This window comes from Tamlana crocina (assembly GCA_040429635.1).
Taxonomy (GTDB): domain Bacteria; phylum Bacteroidota; class Bacteroidia; order Flavobacteriales; family Flavobacteriaceae; genus Flavisericum; species Flavisericum crocinum.
Map to the genome: position 1 here is coordinate 1,599,326 of CP158972.1, position 15,337 is coordinate 1,614,662.

Sequence of the window (15,337 nt, forward strand, 5' to 3'; positions counted from 1 at the left end):
TTTTAACTTTTTCTCAAGTAAGTGCTAACCTCAATGGCAACATCTTCCCAAGTTTTGCTTACACCATCTGCTCCTTTATGAAGATCGAAGCAAACTTTGTTCAAGGCTTCCAAAGCTTCTAGTGCATTCCAATCTTTAAGATTCATGGTTCCGGTTAAGGTTATGCGTCTTTCTTCTTGAATATCTATGTTTAAAGGAATGTTATGCGTTACCCCGTTCATGGTTAGCGAAGCGTTACAAGCGCCACCGATACTATATTCAATTTTTCCCTTTAGCAACTCTGTATTTATCATAGAGCCAAAAAAGGCATCTTTAATTTTGGCATCTCGGGTGTTGGTTGCATCGTTGGTAAATAGGCTGCTAATTGGTATAGAAAATTCGAGGTTATTTAGGGCTTCTTGAGCTGAATTTCCAGATTTGCTATCGAAATTTAATGTGGTAAAAGTGCCGTTAACCCCAACTTTATCGGTGGTTTTGTATGCTGTCCATTTAACAGAAGTAGCTTCTGGTTTTACAACAAATTTTTCAGATTGGATATTTTCTGTTTCGGGCGTTTGATTGTCTTTTTTGTTCTCTTTGCAAGAAACAAATCCGATGGCTAAAGCGATTAACGCTATACTTGCTTTTTTTATCATGTTTATTGTTCATTATAATAATATTCGAAAATAGAACAATCAAAAAACAATAGCAAACAACAGGTCGATATTAAATGTCAACGTTATGTTAATTTTTGATAAGAAAAGAGGTTGGCGTTACTCTATAATTCCCGCGCAACTTATTCGAGCACCAGCCGCCCCCGAAGGTTGAGATGTAAAATCGTCGGCCCCAGCATGAACTATAATGGCTTTTCCAACAATGTTTTTATTTTCATCGTTGCAACCAATACACCATTCATCTGTAGTGAACGAAATGGTTCCGTTACCGTTTTCATCTGCAGTAAAGTTGCCAATATCACCTTTGTGGTAACCTGCGTTAGCACCCCACTTTCCATGAGGTTGTGCAGTAGGGTTCCAGTGACCACCGGTCGATGTGCCATCGGGAGCAGAACAGTCAGACGATTCATGGATGTGGATGGCATGTTGTCCAGCTTCAAGCCCGCTGATTATGGCCGTCATGATTACTTGTTCGTCCTCTTCCTTAAAAACCACTTTGCCACTCACATTGCTATCGTTTTTAGCAACTAAGGTCATTTTAATTTTCTTGCGAGTTTCGGTTGCTATTTCTGTTGTTTCAGTTTCCTTTTTCTCCTTTTTACAAGACAATAATCCTATGGCCAGGGTAATAATTACTATGCTTATTTTTTTCATGTGTTTTGAGCTTTTTAGGTTCGCCTTAAGTTAAAACAATTGTAAACTACAGATTGACTTATATCATATTTTTATGTGTCGGATTCATTTAATTTTGACATTTTAAATGTTAGGTATGTTACAATCATTAGTCAATAAATACAATATTTCTGGACCGAGATACACTAGCTATCCAACGGTGCCGTATTGGAATTCGGATACTTTTTCTTTGGAAAAATGGAAAGATTCATTGGTGAAGTCGTTTAAGGAAAGTAATACCGATGAGGGCGTTAGTCTTTATATACATTTACCGTTTTGCGAAAGCTTGTGTACGTTTTGCGGATGCAATAAGCGGATTACTAAGCAACACGGCGTAGAGTCGCCATACATTGAAGCGGTTTTGAAAGAATGGAGCCTTTATTTGGGGTTTTTGGGTAAAAAGCCCAAAATTAAGGAAATGCACTTGGGGGGCGGTACGCCAACATTTTTTAGTACTGAAAATTTAAAACGGTTGATTGACGGTATTTTGAAGACTTCGGAAGTTTCTGAAAACCACGAATTCAGTTTTGAGGGGCACCCCAACAATACTACAACCGAGCATTTGCAAGTGCTTTACGATATGGGATTTCGGCGAGTGAGTTTTGGTGTTCAGGATTACAATGAAACCGTACAAAAGGCCATTCATCGCATCCAACCTTTTGAAAATGTTAAACGGGTAACCGGTGCTGCCCGAAAAATAGGCTATACCTCGGTGGGGCACGATATTATTTTTGGCTTACCGTTCCAAACCTTAGAGCACGTTCAGCAAACCATATTAAAAACCAAGGCACTGTTGCCCGACCGTTTGGCGTTTTATAGCTATGCGCATGTGCCGTGGATAAAAGGTAATGGGCAACGCGGATTTGATGAAGCCGATTTACCATCGGCAAAACTAAAGCGGCAACAGTACGAATTAGGAAAAAAACTGTTGGCCGAAGTGGGCTACACCGAAGTAGGGATGGATCATTTTGCTCTAGAAACCGATAGTTTGTTCCAATCGATGCAAAATGGGAGTTTACACCGAAATTTTATGGGCTATACAGCATCAAAAACCCAAGCCATGATTGGGTTGGGCGTATCGTCAATAAGCGATAGTTGGTACGGGTTTTCGCAAAATGTAAAGAAAATTGAGGATTATTATCGTTTGTTGGGAGAAAACACCATTCCGGTGTATCGCGGGCATATTTTAAGCGATGAAGATTTGATAATCCGAAAACATATTCTTAACTTAATGTGTCAATTTAAAACATCGTGGCGCGATAAAACCTTGTATTTTAAGGAAATTCCAGATGTGCTTATAAAGTTAAGTGAAATGGAAAAAGACCAATTGCTCAACATCAACGCCCACGGTATCGAGGTAACTCCATTAGGAAGGCCGTTTGTTAGAAATATTTGCATGGCTTTCGATGTGCTATTGCAACGAAAACAACCCGATACGCAATTGTTTTCCATGACTGTTTAAACCAAGTTTCACCCTAAAATCAAACAAAAATGAAAACCATTATAATTCCAGTTGATTTTTCAGAACAATCAGAATACGCATTAAAAACAGCGGCACAGCTCGCCAAAAAGTTTGATGCCGAATTGTTGGTGCTACATATGCTCGAAATGTCCGACATTATGCTTTCGGCTTCGGGGGGCATGCAAAACCAAAAAAGCATGTTTTTCCTTCAGTTGGCTGAACAAAAGTTTGAGGAATTTTTGAAAAAGGACTACTTAAAAGGCATTCGAATCAAACCTATTATTAAACATTTTAAGGTGTTTAGCGAGGTTAACGATGTGGCTATTGAAAACAATGCCGACCTTATTGTTATGGGGTCTCATGGCGCTTCGGGCTTTAAGGAGTTTTTTGTGGGGTCTAATACAGAGCGGGTGGTGCGCCATTCGGAAATTCCAGTCCTTGTTGTGAAAAACGATGTGAAAACTACCGATTATAAATCGGGCGTGTTTGCTTGCGATTTTTCGGAGGAAGCTATAGAGCCTTATTTGAAAGCGGATCGATTTTTTAGAAAAACGGGGGCAAAAATGAATTTGGTGTATGTAAATTTACCCAATGAACGATTTAAAAGTACCGCAGAAATTGAAAAACGAGTGATTAACTTTTTTACCAAAGCTGAACGAAGTTTGGATAAAATGGCCGATGTGAGTTATGTGTCGGACTATACGGTTGAGGGAGGTATTTTAAATTTCGCCAATAAAATACATGCCGATATTATTGCTATTCCAACCCACGGACGAAAAGGCTTGGCACACTTCTTTGAAGGTAGTGTGGGTGAAGATGTAGCCAACCATGCTAACTTGCCTGTTGTAACTTTTAAGATATAGCGTTCTATTTTATAAATCGGGATTGTGAATGGCCAAAATATTGAATAGTGATGCTTTGGTGTTGAAAAAATCATTCTCTAAAGCAATGGCTTTTAGTTTGGCATCAATAAGTTTTGACTCTCTTGAGTTGACCAAAAACAACGAACTTTCGCCCAAAAAGAATTTGCGTTCTTCGGCAGTGAGCATTTTGCCGTAATCTTCAACAATGGCTTTGGTGTATTGGTTTTGCAGAGAGTACGATTTCAATTCCTGGCTTATGGCATCAATCTTATTTTTAAGGCTTACTTTGGTGTTTTGGAGGTCGAAGGTGGTGTTTTGCAATTTTAAGTTAGCCAATTTTAAATCGCCACGTTCCTTCCGCAAAAACAACGGAATGTAAATATTCAAACCGCTTTTGTAAGCTGATGTGCTGAACGAGCGTGCTATTTCTGGAGTTTCAGATAGAAAATTGTACTGTAAATCGATCTGTGGTAATAGGTTATTGCGTTTAAGGCGTTGTTCAATGGTTAAACTTTTTATTTTGTAGTCCAAAGACTTTAGTTTGGGGTGATTTTCCACATTAAAGCTTTCAATGTCCAGTTCCGCGGTGTTGAGTGTAGTATCAATAGTTTCAAATGTGTTGGTGTTCGGAACCATGCCATCTTTCAATTCAATGGGCGTATCGTTGTTCAGCCACAAAAAATTCGATACGTTTAATGTCGATTTCACAAATTTTATCCGTGCTTTTTCCAGATTCAGTTTTCTGTTATTTAGGGTTATCCGTGCCTCTAAAGTATCAATGGCAGGTTTGTCTCCGGTTTCAAAACTCTTCTTTATGCCATTAAAACGCATTTCGGCATTGGTTAAAAAGGCTTCGTAAACTTGTTTTTCGTTATAGGTTTTTAGCCAATCAAAATAAGCGAGTGTGGCATCGTATAAAATTTGGTTCACGAGCATTTGGCGGTCTGCTTTCGCTTGGTTTACGTACAATTTAGATTGCCGTAACATGGCCATGCGTTTATTGGTGAGCAACCCACGTGCCACGGGAATGGAAACCCCGGCGCTGTAAAGTCCATCGGTTGGCACTGTTGATTCCGGATTCAAATAATAACCCGTGTTTTCCTCAAAGTTACCTTTAAATTCAATGCCAAACCATGTCGGGATTTTGAATGAGGCGTTGAGCTTGTCGTAATACTCTGTGCCTTTAAATGTTTTTCGGGCGTAATCAACTTCTACTTTGGGGTCGAACGCACCACGTGCTTTGAGTAGTTTGGCCTCGCTTTCCGAAATCACCAAATTGGCTTGTTTTACAATGGGGTGGTAGGCTTTTACATAGCCTAGGTATTCGGCTAATGAAATGACCGAAGTGCTGTCTTGGGCCGTCAAAAAACCGCTAATGAACAATAGAAAGCCTACAATAAATCGTTTCATTTTTTATCTTTTTTTGAAGCCGTTTTATTGGTTGCTGGTTGATAGTAGTTAGGCGGGAAACTGTTAACTTGCCTCCAAAGTTCGAACCAAATAGGCACATCTTCCAATAACGCAATGGTTCTTGCGCCCGATCCCACTCTAATATCTTTTGGCCAAGTATGGTCGGATTCATCGGGAGCCAACAATACTCTATATTTCCCGTTGTCACTTATAAAACGTTCAATGGCCGTTATTTTGGCGCCGTAAGTTCCGTAGGAGGCGTTGGGCCATCCACTAAAAACAATAGCTGGCCATCCGTCAAACTGTACGCGCACTTTTTCCCCAATGTGTAAAAGTGGTAAATCTATAGGTCTAACGAAGGTTTCAACGGCCAAATCGTATTGTGCTGGCATAATGCCCACAAGGTCGGCGCCTTCTTTAAAAGTAATCCCGACACCGCCTGTTACAGCACGGTTTATATAGCCATCTTGGGGAGCCGTTACGTATAAAAGACTGTTTCTTTTTTTGTAATTAGAATAGGTGTTTTCAAGTTTGGTAACCTGTGCCTTGGTATCGAATTGACTGGATTGTGCCGTAAACATATCGCTTTGCGCTTTCGATATTTTGTCGGTAAAGGTGGCGTTGGTTCTCGATAGTTCCAATTGTGCATTGATAACCTCGTTTTGGCTGGCTAGATATTTGTTTTCCTGTGAAATCAGTTTCGCCTGTGTTTCCTGAAGTTTTAAGCGTTTTTCCTCCACATCCTTCACGGCTTTAAGCCCTTCTTCCTGTAAGGTTTGTGTTCGGTTAAACTGGCGCTCTGCAATACTCAGGTTGGTTTTTGCGGCTTCCAAATCTATGCTATCGCTTTTTGCTTTAAGTTGCGATTGCATCAGTTTGTTTTCCGCTTGCTTCAGTTTGAGTTTTCGCTCACTTTCTAATGCTGAAATTTGTCGGTTCAAAGCTTTAATTTTGCCTTCATAAGCTGTAACTGATGATGATTTTGCCAAGATTTGCTCATTGGTGCGCTCAACAAGTTGGTCGTCAAAATAGTCGCTTTTTATCTCGGAAATCCTTAAAATGGTATCGCCTTTTTTTACAAAATCACCCTCTTGTACAAACCATTCTTCAATACGGCCGGGAATTTGCGATTGTATGGTTTGTGGGCGTTGGTTGGGTTTTAAGGTGGTTACCAATCCTTGCCCGGTGATGTTTTGCGTCCAAGGGAGGAAAAGCACAATAAAGCCAATTATAGCTGCGGCCAACAAAAACTTGTTAAACGATTTATAATAGGTTTTGCCCATTATTTTATTGGCAGACTTAAACATGGTCAAGTCTATTTTTTTATTCAATGGGTTTGGAGATATATTGAGCATGTTTAACTACGTTTAAATTTGATGGTTCCACGATCTAAATTGATGAGTTCGGTGCATTTATCTATCCAAGCGCTGCTGCTGCTTACCACGATAAGCCCCCAAGGTCGGTCTTTGTGCGATAAATAATCAATAATAGTGTTGGTTTCGGCTTGATGGAAACGATCTAAAGCATCTTCAAGAATGAGCAATTTGGGCTTTTTGATAATGGCGCGGGCCAAAACCAATTTTTTGGAAATGGTGTAACTCATTTGTTTGCCGTCGGGGTAAAGTACTGTGTCTAATCCTTTGTCCTGATCTCTTATAAACGGTTTCAAGCCAACAATGTCGAGCACTTCATAAAGTTCTTCGTCTGGAATTTCAGAATTTCCGAAGGTTAAATTTTCCCTAATTGTGCCCTCAAAAGGTGTTTCGTGAGAGAGCGACAACCCCAATTGCGATCTGTAAAAATTAATGTGAAGACTGTCGATAGACATATCGTTTATATAAATATGGCCAGAAGTGGCCTTGATTACCCCTGAAATTAATTGCAGCAAAGTGGATTTTCCCGCGCCACTTTCCCCTTGTATTAAAATTCTACTTTGTGCATTAATGTTGAATGAAATATCTTTTAATATGGGTTTTTTTCGGTTGGAAACTTCATAGGAAACTTGGTCAAGCTCAATATGGATGCCTTTTGAAAATGAAGGTGAATTGCCTTCTTGGCTTTCCAGTTCTTTGTCAACAATTTGCCCAATTTTCTCTAAAGAGGTGAGGGTGTCGTAAAAGGGTTCCAGTCCCAAAATCAATTTTTCCACCGAAGCAATCACCAAAAGAATGATGATTTCGGCAGCAACAAATTGCCCGATATTCATTTCTTGGTTAAGTACCAAAGCCCCACCAATAAGCAATAAACTGGCGGTAACGATGACTTTAAAGCTAATCATTTGGATGAATTGGAGCATAAGGATGCTAAAGTGGCTTTCTCTCGATTTTAAATAATCATTTACCAAAAGGTCGTTTTTACTCATTCCTAAATTGGTACTTCCTGAAAGTTTAAAGCTGATAACCGATCTTGCAATTTCTTGAATCCAGTGGGCTACTTTGTATTTGTTTTTCGATTCTTTTAAGCTGGTTTCCAGTCCCTTTTGCGCGGTGAATTTGAAAACTACAAAAACCAATACCAACAATAAGATGCCAAAAACGATAAAAAACGGATGGTAAAATGATAACAGAATGAGTGCAAAAATAATCTGAAGTACTGCCGTGGGAACATCAATCAATATTTTAGATAAACTTTTTTGAATGGTGAGCGTATCGAAAAAACGATTGGCCAACTCGGGCGGGTAATAATTGCGCAGTTCGGCCATTTTTATTTTCGGGAAACGATAGGCCAACTCGAACGACGAACGTGTGAAAATACGTTGTTGGATGGTTTCGATAATGCGCAGTTGCATGAGTTGCAAAGCCCCTGAAAAAGCTACGCCCAATGTTACCAAAATAACCAGAATGATCCACGAGGTAGATACTTGGGCACCTTGTATTAAATTAATGATGGCCTGGATGCCTAAAGGTAATGATAGAGCTACAATACCCGAAAAAATGGCATAATAAAAAATTTGCCGGATATCTCGTTTTTCTAGTTGAAGCAGACCGATTAAGCGTTTCCAAGGCGTCATTTTTGTGTGTTCCATATTAAGTGTTCAGCGTTTTTAGTACAAGGTTTTTGTAAAATAGGGTTGGGGTATCGCCCGTTTTGCAATCGGTTATCGATGCAAAATGATCCTTTAAAAAATGTTGGTGCAAGCTACCATCAATAATAGTGCTGGCAAGCGTTGACGGAAATTCGTAATTGGGGTTTATCTCTTTTATCATATCCCTAAGGCGGTGTACAATGCGCTTGTAAATCACAAAATAGCCCTCTTTGTTTTCTTGGTCAACTTCCTTTGTTAAAAAGGATTTTGAATTTTCGTTGATCATTATTCGGTTTAAAACCACCTCATTGATATGTGAAAAATTAGAGTCTTCCTTAGTGTTTCGGGTAACCACATCAATGGCTTTTTCCAGTTTGTCGCACAAGCTCAAACTATGGGTTTCAAAAACCAATTGGTATTCGATCCATGCCCAATACCACGACGATAAGTACAGCAGAAATTTATGCTTGCTCTCAAAGTAACGGTAAATGGAACTTTCGTTAGATCCAATTTTAATGCCTAATTTTTTAAAGGTGAAACTGTCAAACCCAAGTTCATCAATCAAAAGGATGCCATTTTCCACGATGCGCTTCCCCAATTCTGACGACTCGGGATCTTTCACATAAATCTTGTCAGGTACAGAAATTTTTAAATTAGAAAGTAAATTTTTCATCTATTTAAATTTTGCGACCATTGTTTTCTTAATGGTTTAGTTGGTGTTGGCTAAATTCCAAAATGCCCGCTACAGGCTTTATTGAAATTTATAAACGCAAATATAATAGTATTGCTATTAAAATGGACAATAAAACTATCAATTTTGTTGATGTTCAATCAATAAACACTATGGAAAATAAAAGTGAAGAGTGCGCTTAATGGCACTCCATACCGCTGGAAACCAAATCGTAAACAGGAGCGGGCGAGAGGTAAGGTATGCCAAGCCCCATACCACGAAGAATAAACAAAGCACCAATAATCACTACAAAAGCTGGAATGGCTTTTTGAATGCGCTGCCTGGCTGTGCCTTTCAATAACTGACTAAAATACACGGCGGTAGTCATTAACGGTACGGTACCCAAACCAAAAACGGCCATGTACAAACTTCCGTTTAAAGCTTTGCCGCTGGCAATAGCAGCAAAAATGGCCATGTAAACCAAGCCACAGGGTAAAAAACCATTTAAAAAACCAATGGTTAAAAAGGTATCTGGTGTTTTTTTCTTTAAAGCATGGCCTAGTGCCGATTTCGCTTTCGAAATCATTCTATAAATCGGTTTAGAAAAGTTGTATTTGCTGAGTGTTTTCTGCGGAATTACAACCGCCAATATCATTAATAAGCCAATGGCAATGGAAAGTTGTTGCTGGAACCCAAACAAAGAAAGACTTTTTCCAACAAGACCAAAAACGAATCCAATTAACGAGTAAGCCAGTAATCGGCCAAAATGGTAAATGCCAATTTGTGTGAACTTTTTTAAATTATTGGTTCGGTCAACCGGAAGCATAAATGCAATGGGACCGCACATGCCCACGCAGTGCAAGCTGCCCAAAAGCCCCAAAACAAATGCCGAAACTAACATATCAATAATTTAAGGTTTCTTTGAATAAATACGATTGGTTGTCGTATTGCCAATCTATTTTAATGTTCCAACGGCCATCCACCAAACGATTGTCAGGTATGAGCAAATAAGGTTTGGACAATGAAATAGCAGTATCAAAGTCCAATTGTTTGTTAGATGGCCTGTACAGGAACACTTTTCCGGTAATTTCTTTAAAATCAACGTTACTCGGAAAATAAATAACCAATCCCTCGGTTATGCGTTTGTAGCTTATGTTTTCGCTTAATGTTTTTGCGTTTCTTAGCTTATCAATATCTTTTTGATAGCTCAGTTCTTCGGCATAATAATTTTCCGTAACCAAATCGTGGTCGTATTTGCTGTTCACGTTCATTGTAACAATAAAGTACATGATAAAGCTTATAAAGCCAATAAAGGCTATTACAATTCCGGTTCCCCAATTTATTTTCATAATTTTAAATTTTATTTTCCCTTTACCATTTTCAGGGTTTCATAGTTATATTTTTGGCATTACCCTCGCTACCTCGGGTCGGGCTTTCACAGCTCGCTGCCTCCTGCGTCGGCGAGCTCAAACAAACTGTTCAATCCCTAATGCGCCCATCCGCAAGTTTTGTTTCAGCTCCAATCGCCGCGCTTACCTAAAACTTCGCGGGCCCAAAAAGTTGGCGGTTGTGGTTTCAATAAGCGTATCGTCTTGGTACACCCCAATTTTAATATTGTTTCTGTCGCCCGAAAGCGCTGCATTGTTAATCTCAATAAATAATGTACCCTCGGCAATGCCCTGTTCGGGTACGGTAAAACTTTGTTCGGTCGATACTAATTTCAATCCCCCTTTATGCGACAATAATTTTAGGCTCACATTATTGATGTTGTTTGTGGTTTTGTTTACTAATTTATAAGTAAACACGTTACTGATCATGTTGTTTTCTTTGTGCTCGTACAACTGGCCGGGCAGTCTCAAAACATTGGCTTCAACATCGTTCCTTAAAAATAGCATTCCCGTTAGCATCCCAATTAAAATAACTAAAATGGCTATGTAGCCCTTCATTCGGGGCGTAAGTTTAAATGGGTTTTTGTTTTCAATATTTTCTTCGCTGGCATATCGAATCAACCCTTTTGGCAAATTGATACTTTCCATAATGTGGTCGCATTCGTCAATGCAAGCGGTGCAGTTTACACATTCCAATTGTGTACCGTTTCTAATGTCGATGCCCGTTGGGCAAACATTTACGCACTGAAAGCAATCAATACAATCACCAAAACCCAAGGCTTGTCGGTCTTCATTTTTTCTGAACTTTTTGCGTCCGTTTTCGGCCTCACCGCGTTTATGGTCGTAGGCCACAACAATCGATTTGGTGTCTAAAAGTACTCCTTGCAGTCTACCATACGGACAGGCAATAATGCAAACCTGCTCTCTAAACCATGCAAAAACAAAGTAGAAAACCGCGGTAAAAATTAACAACGGAAAAAGTGTGCCCAAGTGTTCAAGCGGTCCATCGATGATGTAACGCAATAGTTTGTCGCTGCCAATTAAATAGGCCAAAAATATGTTGGCAATTAAAAACGAAATCACCAAAAAGATAAACCATTTTAAAAGGCGTTTTCTTATTTTTTCGGCATCCCATTTTTGTTTGTCTAATTTGCGTTGTTTGTTGCGGTCGCCATCAATCCAATATTCAATTCTTCTGAAAACCATTTCCATAAAAATGGTTTGCGGACAAATCCACCCGCAAAAAATACGTCCAAACCCTACAGTGAATAGGGTAATGAATACCACGCCAATCAGCATCGAAATAACAAACAAATGAAAATCCTGAGGCCAAAACGGAAATCCGAAAATATTGAATCGGCGTTCCATAATATTGAACATTAAAAACTGGTTGCCGTTAACCTTAATAAAAGGCGATACCAACAAAAATGCCAACAGAAAATAACTTACCCATTTTCTGTAGTCGTAAAGTTTGCCGCTGGGTTTTTTAGGGTACACCCAAGCGCGTTTACCTTCTTCGGTAACCGTGCCAATGGAGTCTCTGAATATTTCGTTGTCTGGGGTCTCCAATTTGTTTTGTTTTAAAACCTACCGTGATACCGGTCTCACGACAGGTTGTGTACAGTTTAGTTGAAGTTAAAGTGCTATTAATTGGTATTCAACGAGCCGTAAAGTCAATCTCTTTGATGTTTTTTTCTGTGGTTAAGGCGTTTCAATGTTTTCGGGGTGGGCTTCATCCGCTGTCCAAAGCTCACCCTGTGCTTCTTTGGGTTCGGCTGGAGTTGTGCCTTGAAATTGAAGGACGTAACTCGCTACCTGGGCCATTTCGTAAGGCTTAAGGTTTTGTTTCCAGGCAATCATCCCTTTTCCGGAACGGCCACCTTCAGAAATGGTTTTGAACACGTTTTTAATACCGCCGCCCAAAATCCAATACTCGTCGGTTAGGTTAGGGCCAATTCCACCTCCGCCATCGGCTTTGTGGCAGGCTACACAGTTGGTTTCAAAAATGGTTTGTCCAGCTTTTAAATCGGCAGCATCGGTCAATATTTCCACCGTGTTGTAATCAACCAAATCTTTAGCGGTTTTTTTGTATTCTTCTATGGCTGTTCTGGCTTCGGCCAATTCGGTTTGTAATTCATCAATTTGCGTGTCGCCATTAAAAACATGATATTTTAGTAAATACACGGCACCGAAAATGATGGAAATATAAAAACCATATAGCCACCAAGGCGGGAGGTTGTTATCCAATTCTTTTATGCCATCGTAGTTGTGGTCTAAAATAATTTCACCTTCTTCTTCCAAAGGTTTTTGTCCAAGTAGTTTTATATAGGTTTCTTTAAGCCAAGTGAATTTATAGGTGCTTTCTTTTTCAGCTAAAAATCGTGCTTTGGCCTTATCGTCCAGTTTTTGAAGCATGATGTTTTCTAAAGCACCAACAATGGCTTCAATGGCTATTAAAATAAGAAGTACTAAAAATAGGAACAGCAAAACAACGGGATACTCAATGAAAGCTGGCTTGTCGCCCGAGTCTATAAAATATTCTACAGCTCCGAAGATGATGAAAAATGCTACGGGTATCCTAACCCAAGATGGAATGTGTCGTATCATAATGTATCGTCGTTTTGATGGTCTAACGGAATATGGCTTACGGTTTTTATATAGTCTTTTTTAGCGGTAAACACCCACCAAAACAGTACTACAAAAAAGGTGAAAAATATGAGCAAGGAAATGATGGGGTATATTTCTATGCCCGTGATGCTTTCCATGTGATTTTTTACAAATTTTAACATGATTTTGGTCTTTTTTTGATGGTTAGTTTTGTGCTGTGGTTTCTACATGGATATCGGTGCCCAATCGCTGTAAATAGGCGATAAGTGCCGTAATCTCTCTGTCTTTCATTTCAACAAAAGGTTCTCCATTTTCAGAAGCATATTTTTTGTCGGCTTCGTAGGCCTTCGCAAAATCGGGGTCGGTATAAAGGTTTTCTTCAATCTGTGCCCCTTGTGCCTCCATTTGCTCTTGAGCTTGGGTAATATCCTCTTCAGAATACGGTACACCCAAAGCTACCATCGCCTCCATTTTGGCTTCGGTGTTCGACTTGTCCAATTTGTTGGTAATCAGCCATTGGTAACGAGGCATGATAGAACCCGAAGAGGTGCTTTGCGGATCGTACATGTGGTTGAAATGCCAGTTGTCGGAATACTTTCCGCCAACACGGTGCAAATCGGGTCCGGTACGTTTACTGCCCCAAAGGAACGGGTGATCGTAAACAAACTCCCCTGCTTTTGAGTATTCGCCGTAGCGTTCTACCTCGCTTCTAAACGGACGAATCATTTGCGAGTGGCAGCCCACACAGCCTTCGCGGATGTAAATATCGCGACCTTCCAACTCTAAAGGCGTATAAGGTTTTACGCTTGTAATGGTTGGTACATTCGATTTTACCATGATGGTAGGTACAATTTGTATAATACCACCAATTAAAATAGCCACAGTGGCTAAAATGGTTAATTGGATAGGGCGACGCTCCAACCAAGTATGCCAGCCTTCGTTGGCGGTTCTTCTTTTGCTAACGCGCTCTAAAGCGGGAGCTTCAGCCAGTTCGTTTTCAACAGCACTGCCTTGTTTTATGGTAACTATAACATTGTAAATCATAACTAGCATTCCGATGATAAACAATGAACCTCCAATAGCTCTCATCCAGTACATAGGAATGATTTCGGTAACTGTTTCCAAAAAGTTTCCGTAGGTAAGCGTTCCGTCAGGATTGAATTGTTTCCACATACTCGCTTGAGTAAAACCAGCCACGTACATGGGCAGTGCATACATAATGATACCCAGGGTGCCGATCCAAAAATGCAAATTCGCTAATCCTAAAGAATATAGTTTGGTTTTGAATAGTTTAGGCACTAAATAATAAACCATACCGAAGGTTAAAAACCCGTTCCAGGCTAATGCACCAACATGAACATGGGCAATAATCCAATCGGTAAAGTGGGCAATGGCATTTACGTTTTTAAGTGATAAAGTAGGACCTTCAAAAGTAGCCATACCATAACCTGTAATGGCCACTACCATAAATTTTAAAACAGGGTCGGTGCGCACTTTGTCCCATGCCCCGCGCAGGGTCAACAAACCGTTTATCATACCACCCCATGATGGCATTAAAAGCATAACCGAAAATGCCACCCCTAAATTTTGGGCCCATTCAGGCAATGCGGTATATAACAAGTGGTGCGGTCCTGCCCAGATGTAAATAAAGATTAATGACCAAAAGTGAACGATGGACAGTCGGTAGGAATACACCGGGCGATTCGCTGCCTTTGGAACGAAATAGTACATCAGTCCTAAAAACGGAGTGGTTAAAAAGAATGCTACGGCGTTATGTCCGTACCACCACTGTACTAAAGCGTCTTGAACACCGGCATAAACCGAATAACTTTTCAATCCGCTAACGGGAAGTTCCAAGCTATTGAAAATGTGCAGAACGGCCACAGTAACAAATGTGGCGAGGTAAAACCAAATGGCCACATACAAATGGCGCTGTCTTCTTTTTAAAATAGTACCGATTAAGTTCCACCCGAAAACCACCCAAACTATGGCAATGGCAATATCTATGGGCCATTCCAGTTCGGCATATTCTTTGGAAGAGGTATAACCCAATGGTAGGGTTATCGCAGCAGCCACAATAATAAGTTGCCAGCCCCAAAAGTTTATTTTGCTCAATACATCGCTAAACATTCTGGCTTTTAGCAATCGTTGGGTAGAGTAATAAACCCCTGCAAAAATGGCGTTACCTACAAAGGCAAAAATCACTGCATTGGTGTGGAGCGGGCGCAAACGCCCGAAACTGAGCCACGAGATGCCATCGGTTAAATTAGGAAATAAAAACATGAAGGCCAGAAGTAAGCCCACCAACATACCTACCACGCCCCAAAGCATAGTGGCGTAAAGGAAATTTTTAACGATTTTGTTATCGTAATGAAACTGTTCCATTTGTGTGATTTTGGTTATTGTTCTTTTTGGTTTGTATTGTTTTTTTAGGATCGGTTTTTACCAACTCGTCTTCAAAAAGCATGCGTACCGATGGCGTGTAACCGTCATCAAACTGTCCTTTTTTTACGGCCATAATAAAGGCCACAAAGAACCCGATGGCCACAGCAATGCTTATAGCTAATAGAATATATATAACACTCAT

15 protein-coding genes are annotated in these 15,337 nt (G+C 40.0%); 2 read left to right on the plus strand and 13 right to left on the minus strand.

The window, feature by feature from the left end:
* Nucleotides 1-2 precede the first annotated feature (2 nt).
* Nucleotides 3-635, minus strand: coding sequence for a YceI family protein (locus tag ABI125_07245; GenBank protein ID XCF07648.1), 633 nt, complete (start codon nucleotides 633-635; stop codon nucleotides 3-5).
* 117 nt (nucleotides 636-752) lie between these two features.
* Nucleotides 753-1,307 (minus strand): superoxide dismutase family protein, encoded by a 555-nt coding sequence (locus tag ABI125_07250; protein ID XCF07649.1) that lies wholly within the window; start codon nucleotides 1,305-1,307, stop codon nucleotides 753-755.
* A gap of 115 nt (nucleotides 1,308-1,422) precedes the next feature.
* On the opposite strand from ABI125_07250, the gene hemN reads away from it, so the two are divergent.
* Nucleotides 1,423-2,787 (plus strand): oxygen-independent coproporphyrinogen III oxidase, encoded by a 1,365-nt coding sequence (hemN, locus tag ABI125_07255; GenBank protein XCF07650.1) that lies wholly within the window; start codon nucleotides 1,423-1,425, stop codon nucleotides 2,785-2,787.
* A gap of 29 nt (nucleotides 2,788-2,816) precedes the next feature.
* Nucleotides 2,817-3,650 (plus strand): universal stress protein, encoded by an 834-nt coding sequence (locus tag ABI125_07260; protein XCF07651.1) that lies wholly within the window; start codon nucleotides 2,817-2,819, stop codon nucleotides 3,648-3,650.
* 9 nt (nucleotides 3,651-3,659) lie between these two features.
* On the opposite strand, the gene ABI125_07265 is transcribed toward ABI125_07260, so the two are convergent.
* The 11 genes from ABI125_07265 to ccoS form a co-directional block, all read right to left on the minus strand.
* Nucleotides 3,660-5,060 carry a TolC family protein gene (locus ABI125_07265; protein XCF07652.1) on the minus strand — a complete coding sequence of 467 codons (1,401 nt, stop codon included), beginning with the start codon at nucleotides 5,058-5,060 and terminating at the stop codon, nucleotides 3,660-3,662.
* Nucleotides 5,057-6,415, minus strand: a complete 1,359-nt coding sequence (locus ABI125_07270; protein XCF07653.1) for a biotin/lipoyl-binding protein — start codon at nucleotides 6,413-6,415, stop codon at nucleotides 5,057-5,059. Before ABI125_07270 ends, ABI125_07265 begins: the two co-directional genes overlap by 4 nt.
* 2 nt (nucleotides 6,416-6,417) lie before the next feature.
* A complete protein-coding gene (locus ABI125_07275) occupies nucleotides 6,418-8,085 on the minus strand; it encodes an ATP-binding cassette domain-containing protein (GenBank protein ID XCF07654.1) in 1,668 nt (555 codons plus the stop codon).
* A gap of 1 nt (nucleotide 8,086) precedes the next feature.
* Complete coding sequence (locus tag ABI125_07280) at nucleotides 8,087-8,758, minus strand: TetR/AcrR family transcriptional regulator (GenBank protein ID XCF07655.1); 672 nt, start codon at nucleotides 8,756-8,758, stop codon at nucleotides 8,087-8,089.
* 196 nt (nucleotides 8,759-8,954) lie between these two features.
* A complete protein-coding gene (locus ABI125_07285) occupies nucleotides 8,955-9,656 on the minus strand; it encodes a sulfite exporter TauE/SafE family protein (protein ID XCF07656.1) in 702 nt (233 codons plus the stop codon).
* A gap of 1 nt (nucleotide 9,657) precedes the next feature.
* Nucleotides 9,658-10,104 (minus strand): FixH family protein, encoded by a 447-nt coding sequence (locus ABI125_07290; GenBank protein XCF07657.1) that lies wholly within the window; start codon nucleotides 10,102-10,104, stop codon nucleotides 9,658-9,660.
* A gap of 183 nt (nucleotides 10,105-10,287) precedes the next feature.
* Nucleotides 10,288-11,712, minus strand: a complete 1,425-nt coding sequence (gene ccoG / locus ABI125_07295; GenBank protein ID XCF07658.1) for a cytochrome c oxidase accessory protein CcoG — start codon at nucleotides 11,710-11,712, stop codon at nucleotides 10,288-10,290.
* 132 nt (nucleotides 11,713-11,844) lie between these two features.
* Nucleotides 11,845-12,750 (minus strand): cbb3-type cytochrome c oxidase N-terminal domain-containing protein, encoded by a 906-nt coding sequence (locus ABI125_07300; protein ID XCF07659.1) that lies wholly within the window; start codon nucleotides 12,748-12,750, stop codon nucleotides 11,845-11,847.
* Nucleotides 12,747-12,932, minus strand: coding sequence for a CcoQ/FixQ family Cbb3-type cytochrome c oxidase assembly chaperone (locus ABI125_07305; protein ID XCF07660.1), 186 nt, complete (start codon nucleotides 12,930-12,932; stop codon nucleotides 12,747-12,749). The genes ABI125_07300 and ABI125_07305 overlap by 4 nt, the downstream gene beginning before the upstream one ends.
* Nucleotides 12,933-12,954: 22 nt before the next feature.
* The gene (ccoN, locus tag ABI125_07310) at nucleotides 12,955-15,135 is read right to left on the minus strand and encodes a cytochrome-c oxidase, cbb3-type subunit I (GenBank protein ID XCF07661.1); all 2,181 of its coding nucleotides are present in this window, start codon (nucleotides 15,133-15,135) and stop codon (nucleotides 12,955-12,957) included.
* Nucleotides 15,113-15,337 carry a cbb3-type cytochrome oxidase assembly protein CcoS gene (ccoS, locus tag ABI125_07315; protein ID XCF07662.1) on the minus strand — a complete coding sequence of 75 codons (225 nt, stop codon included), beginning with the start codon at nucleotides 15,335-15,337 and terminating at the stop codon, nucleotides 15,113-15,115. The genes ccoN and ccoS overlap by 23 nt, the downstream gene beginning before the upstream one ends.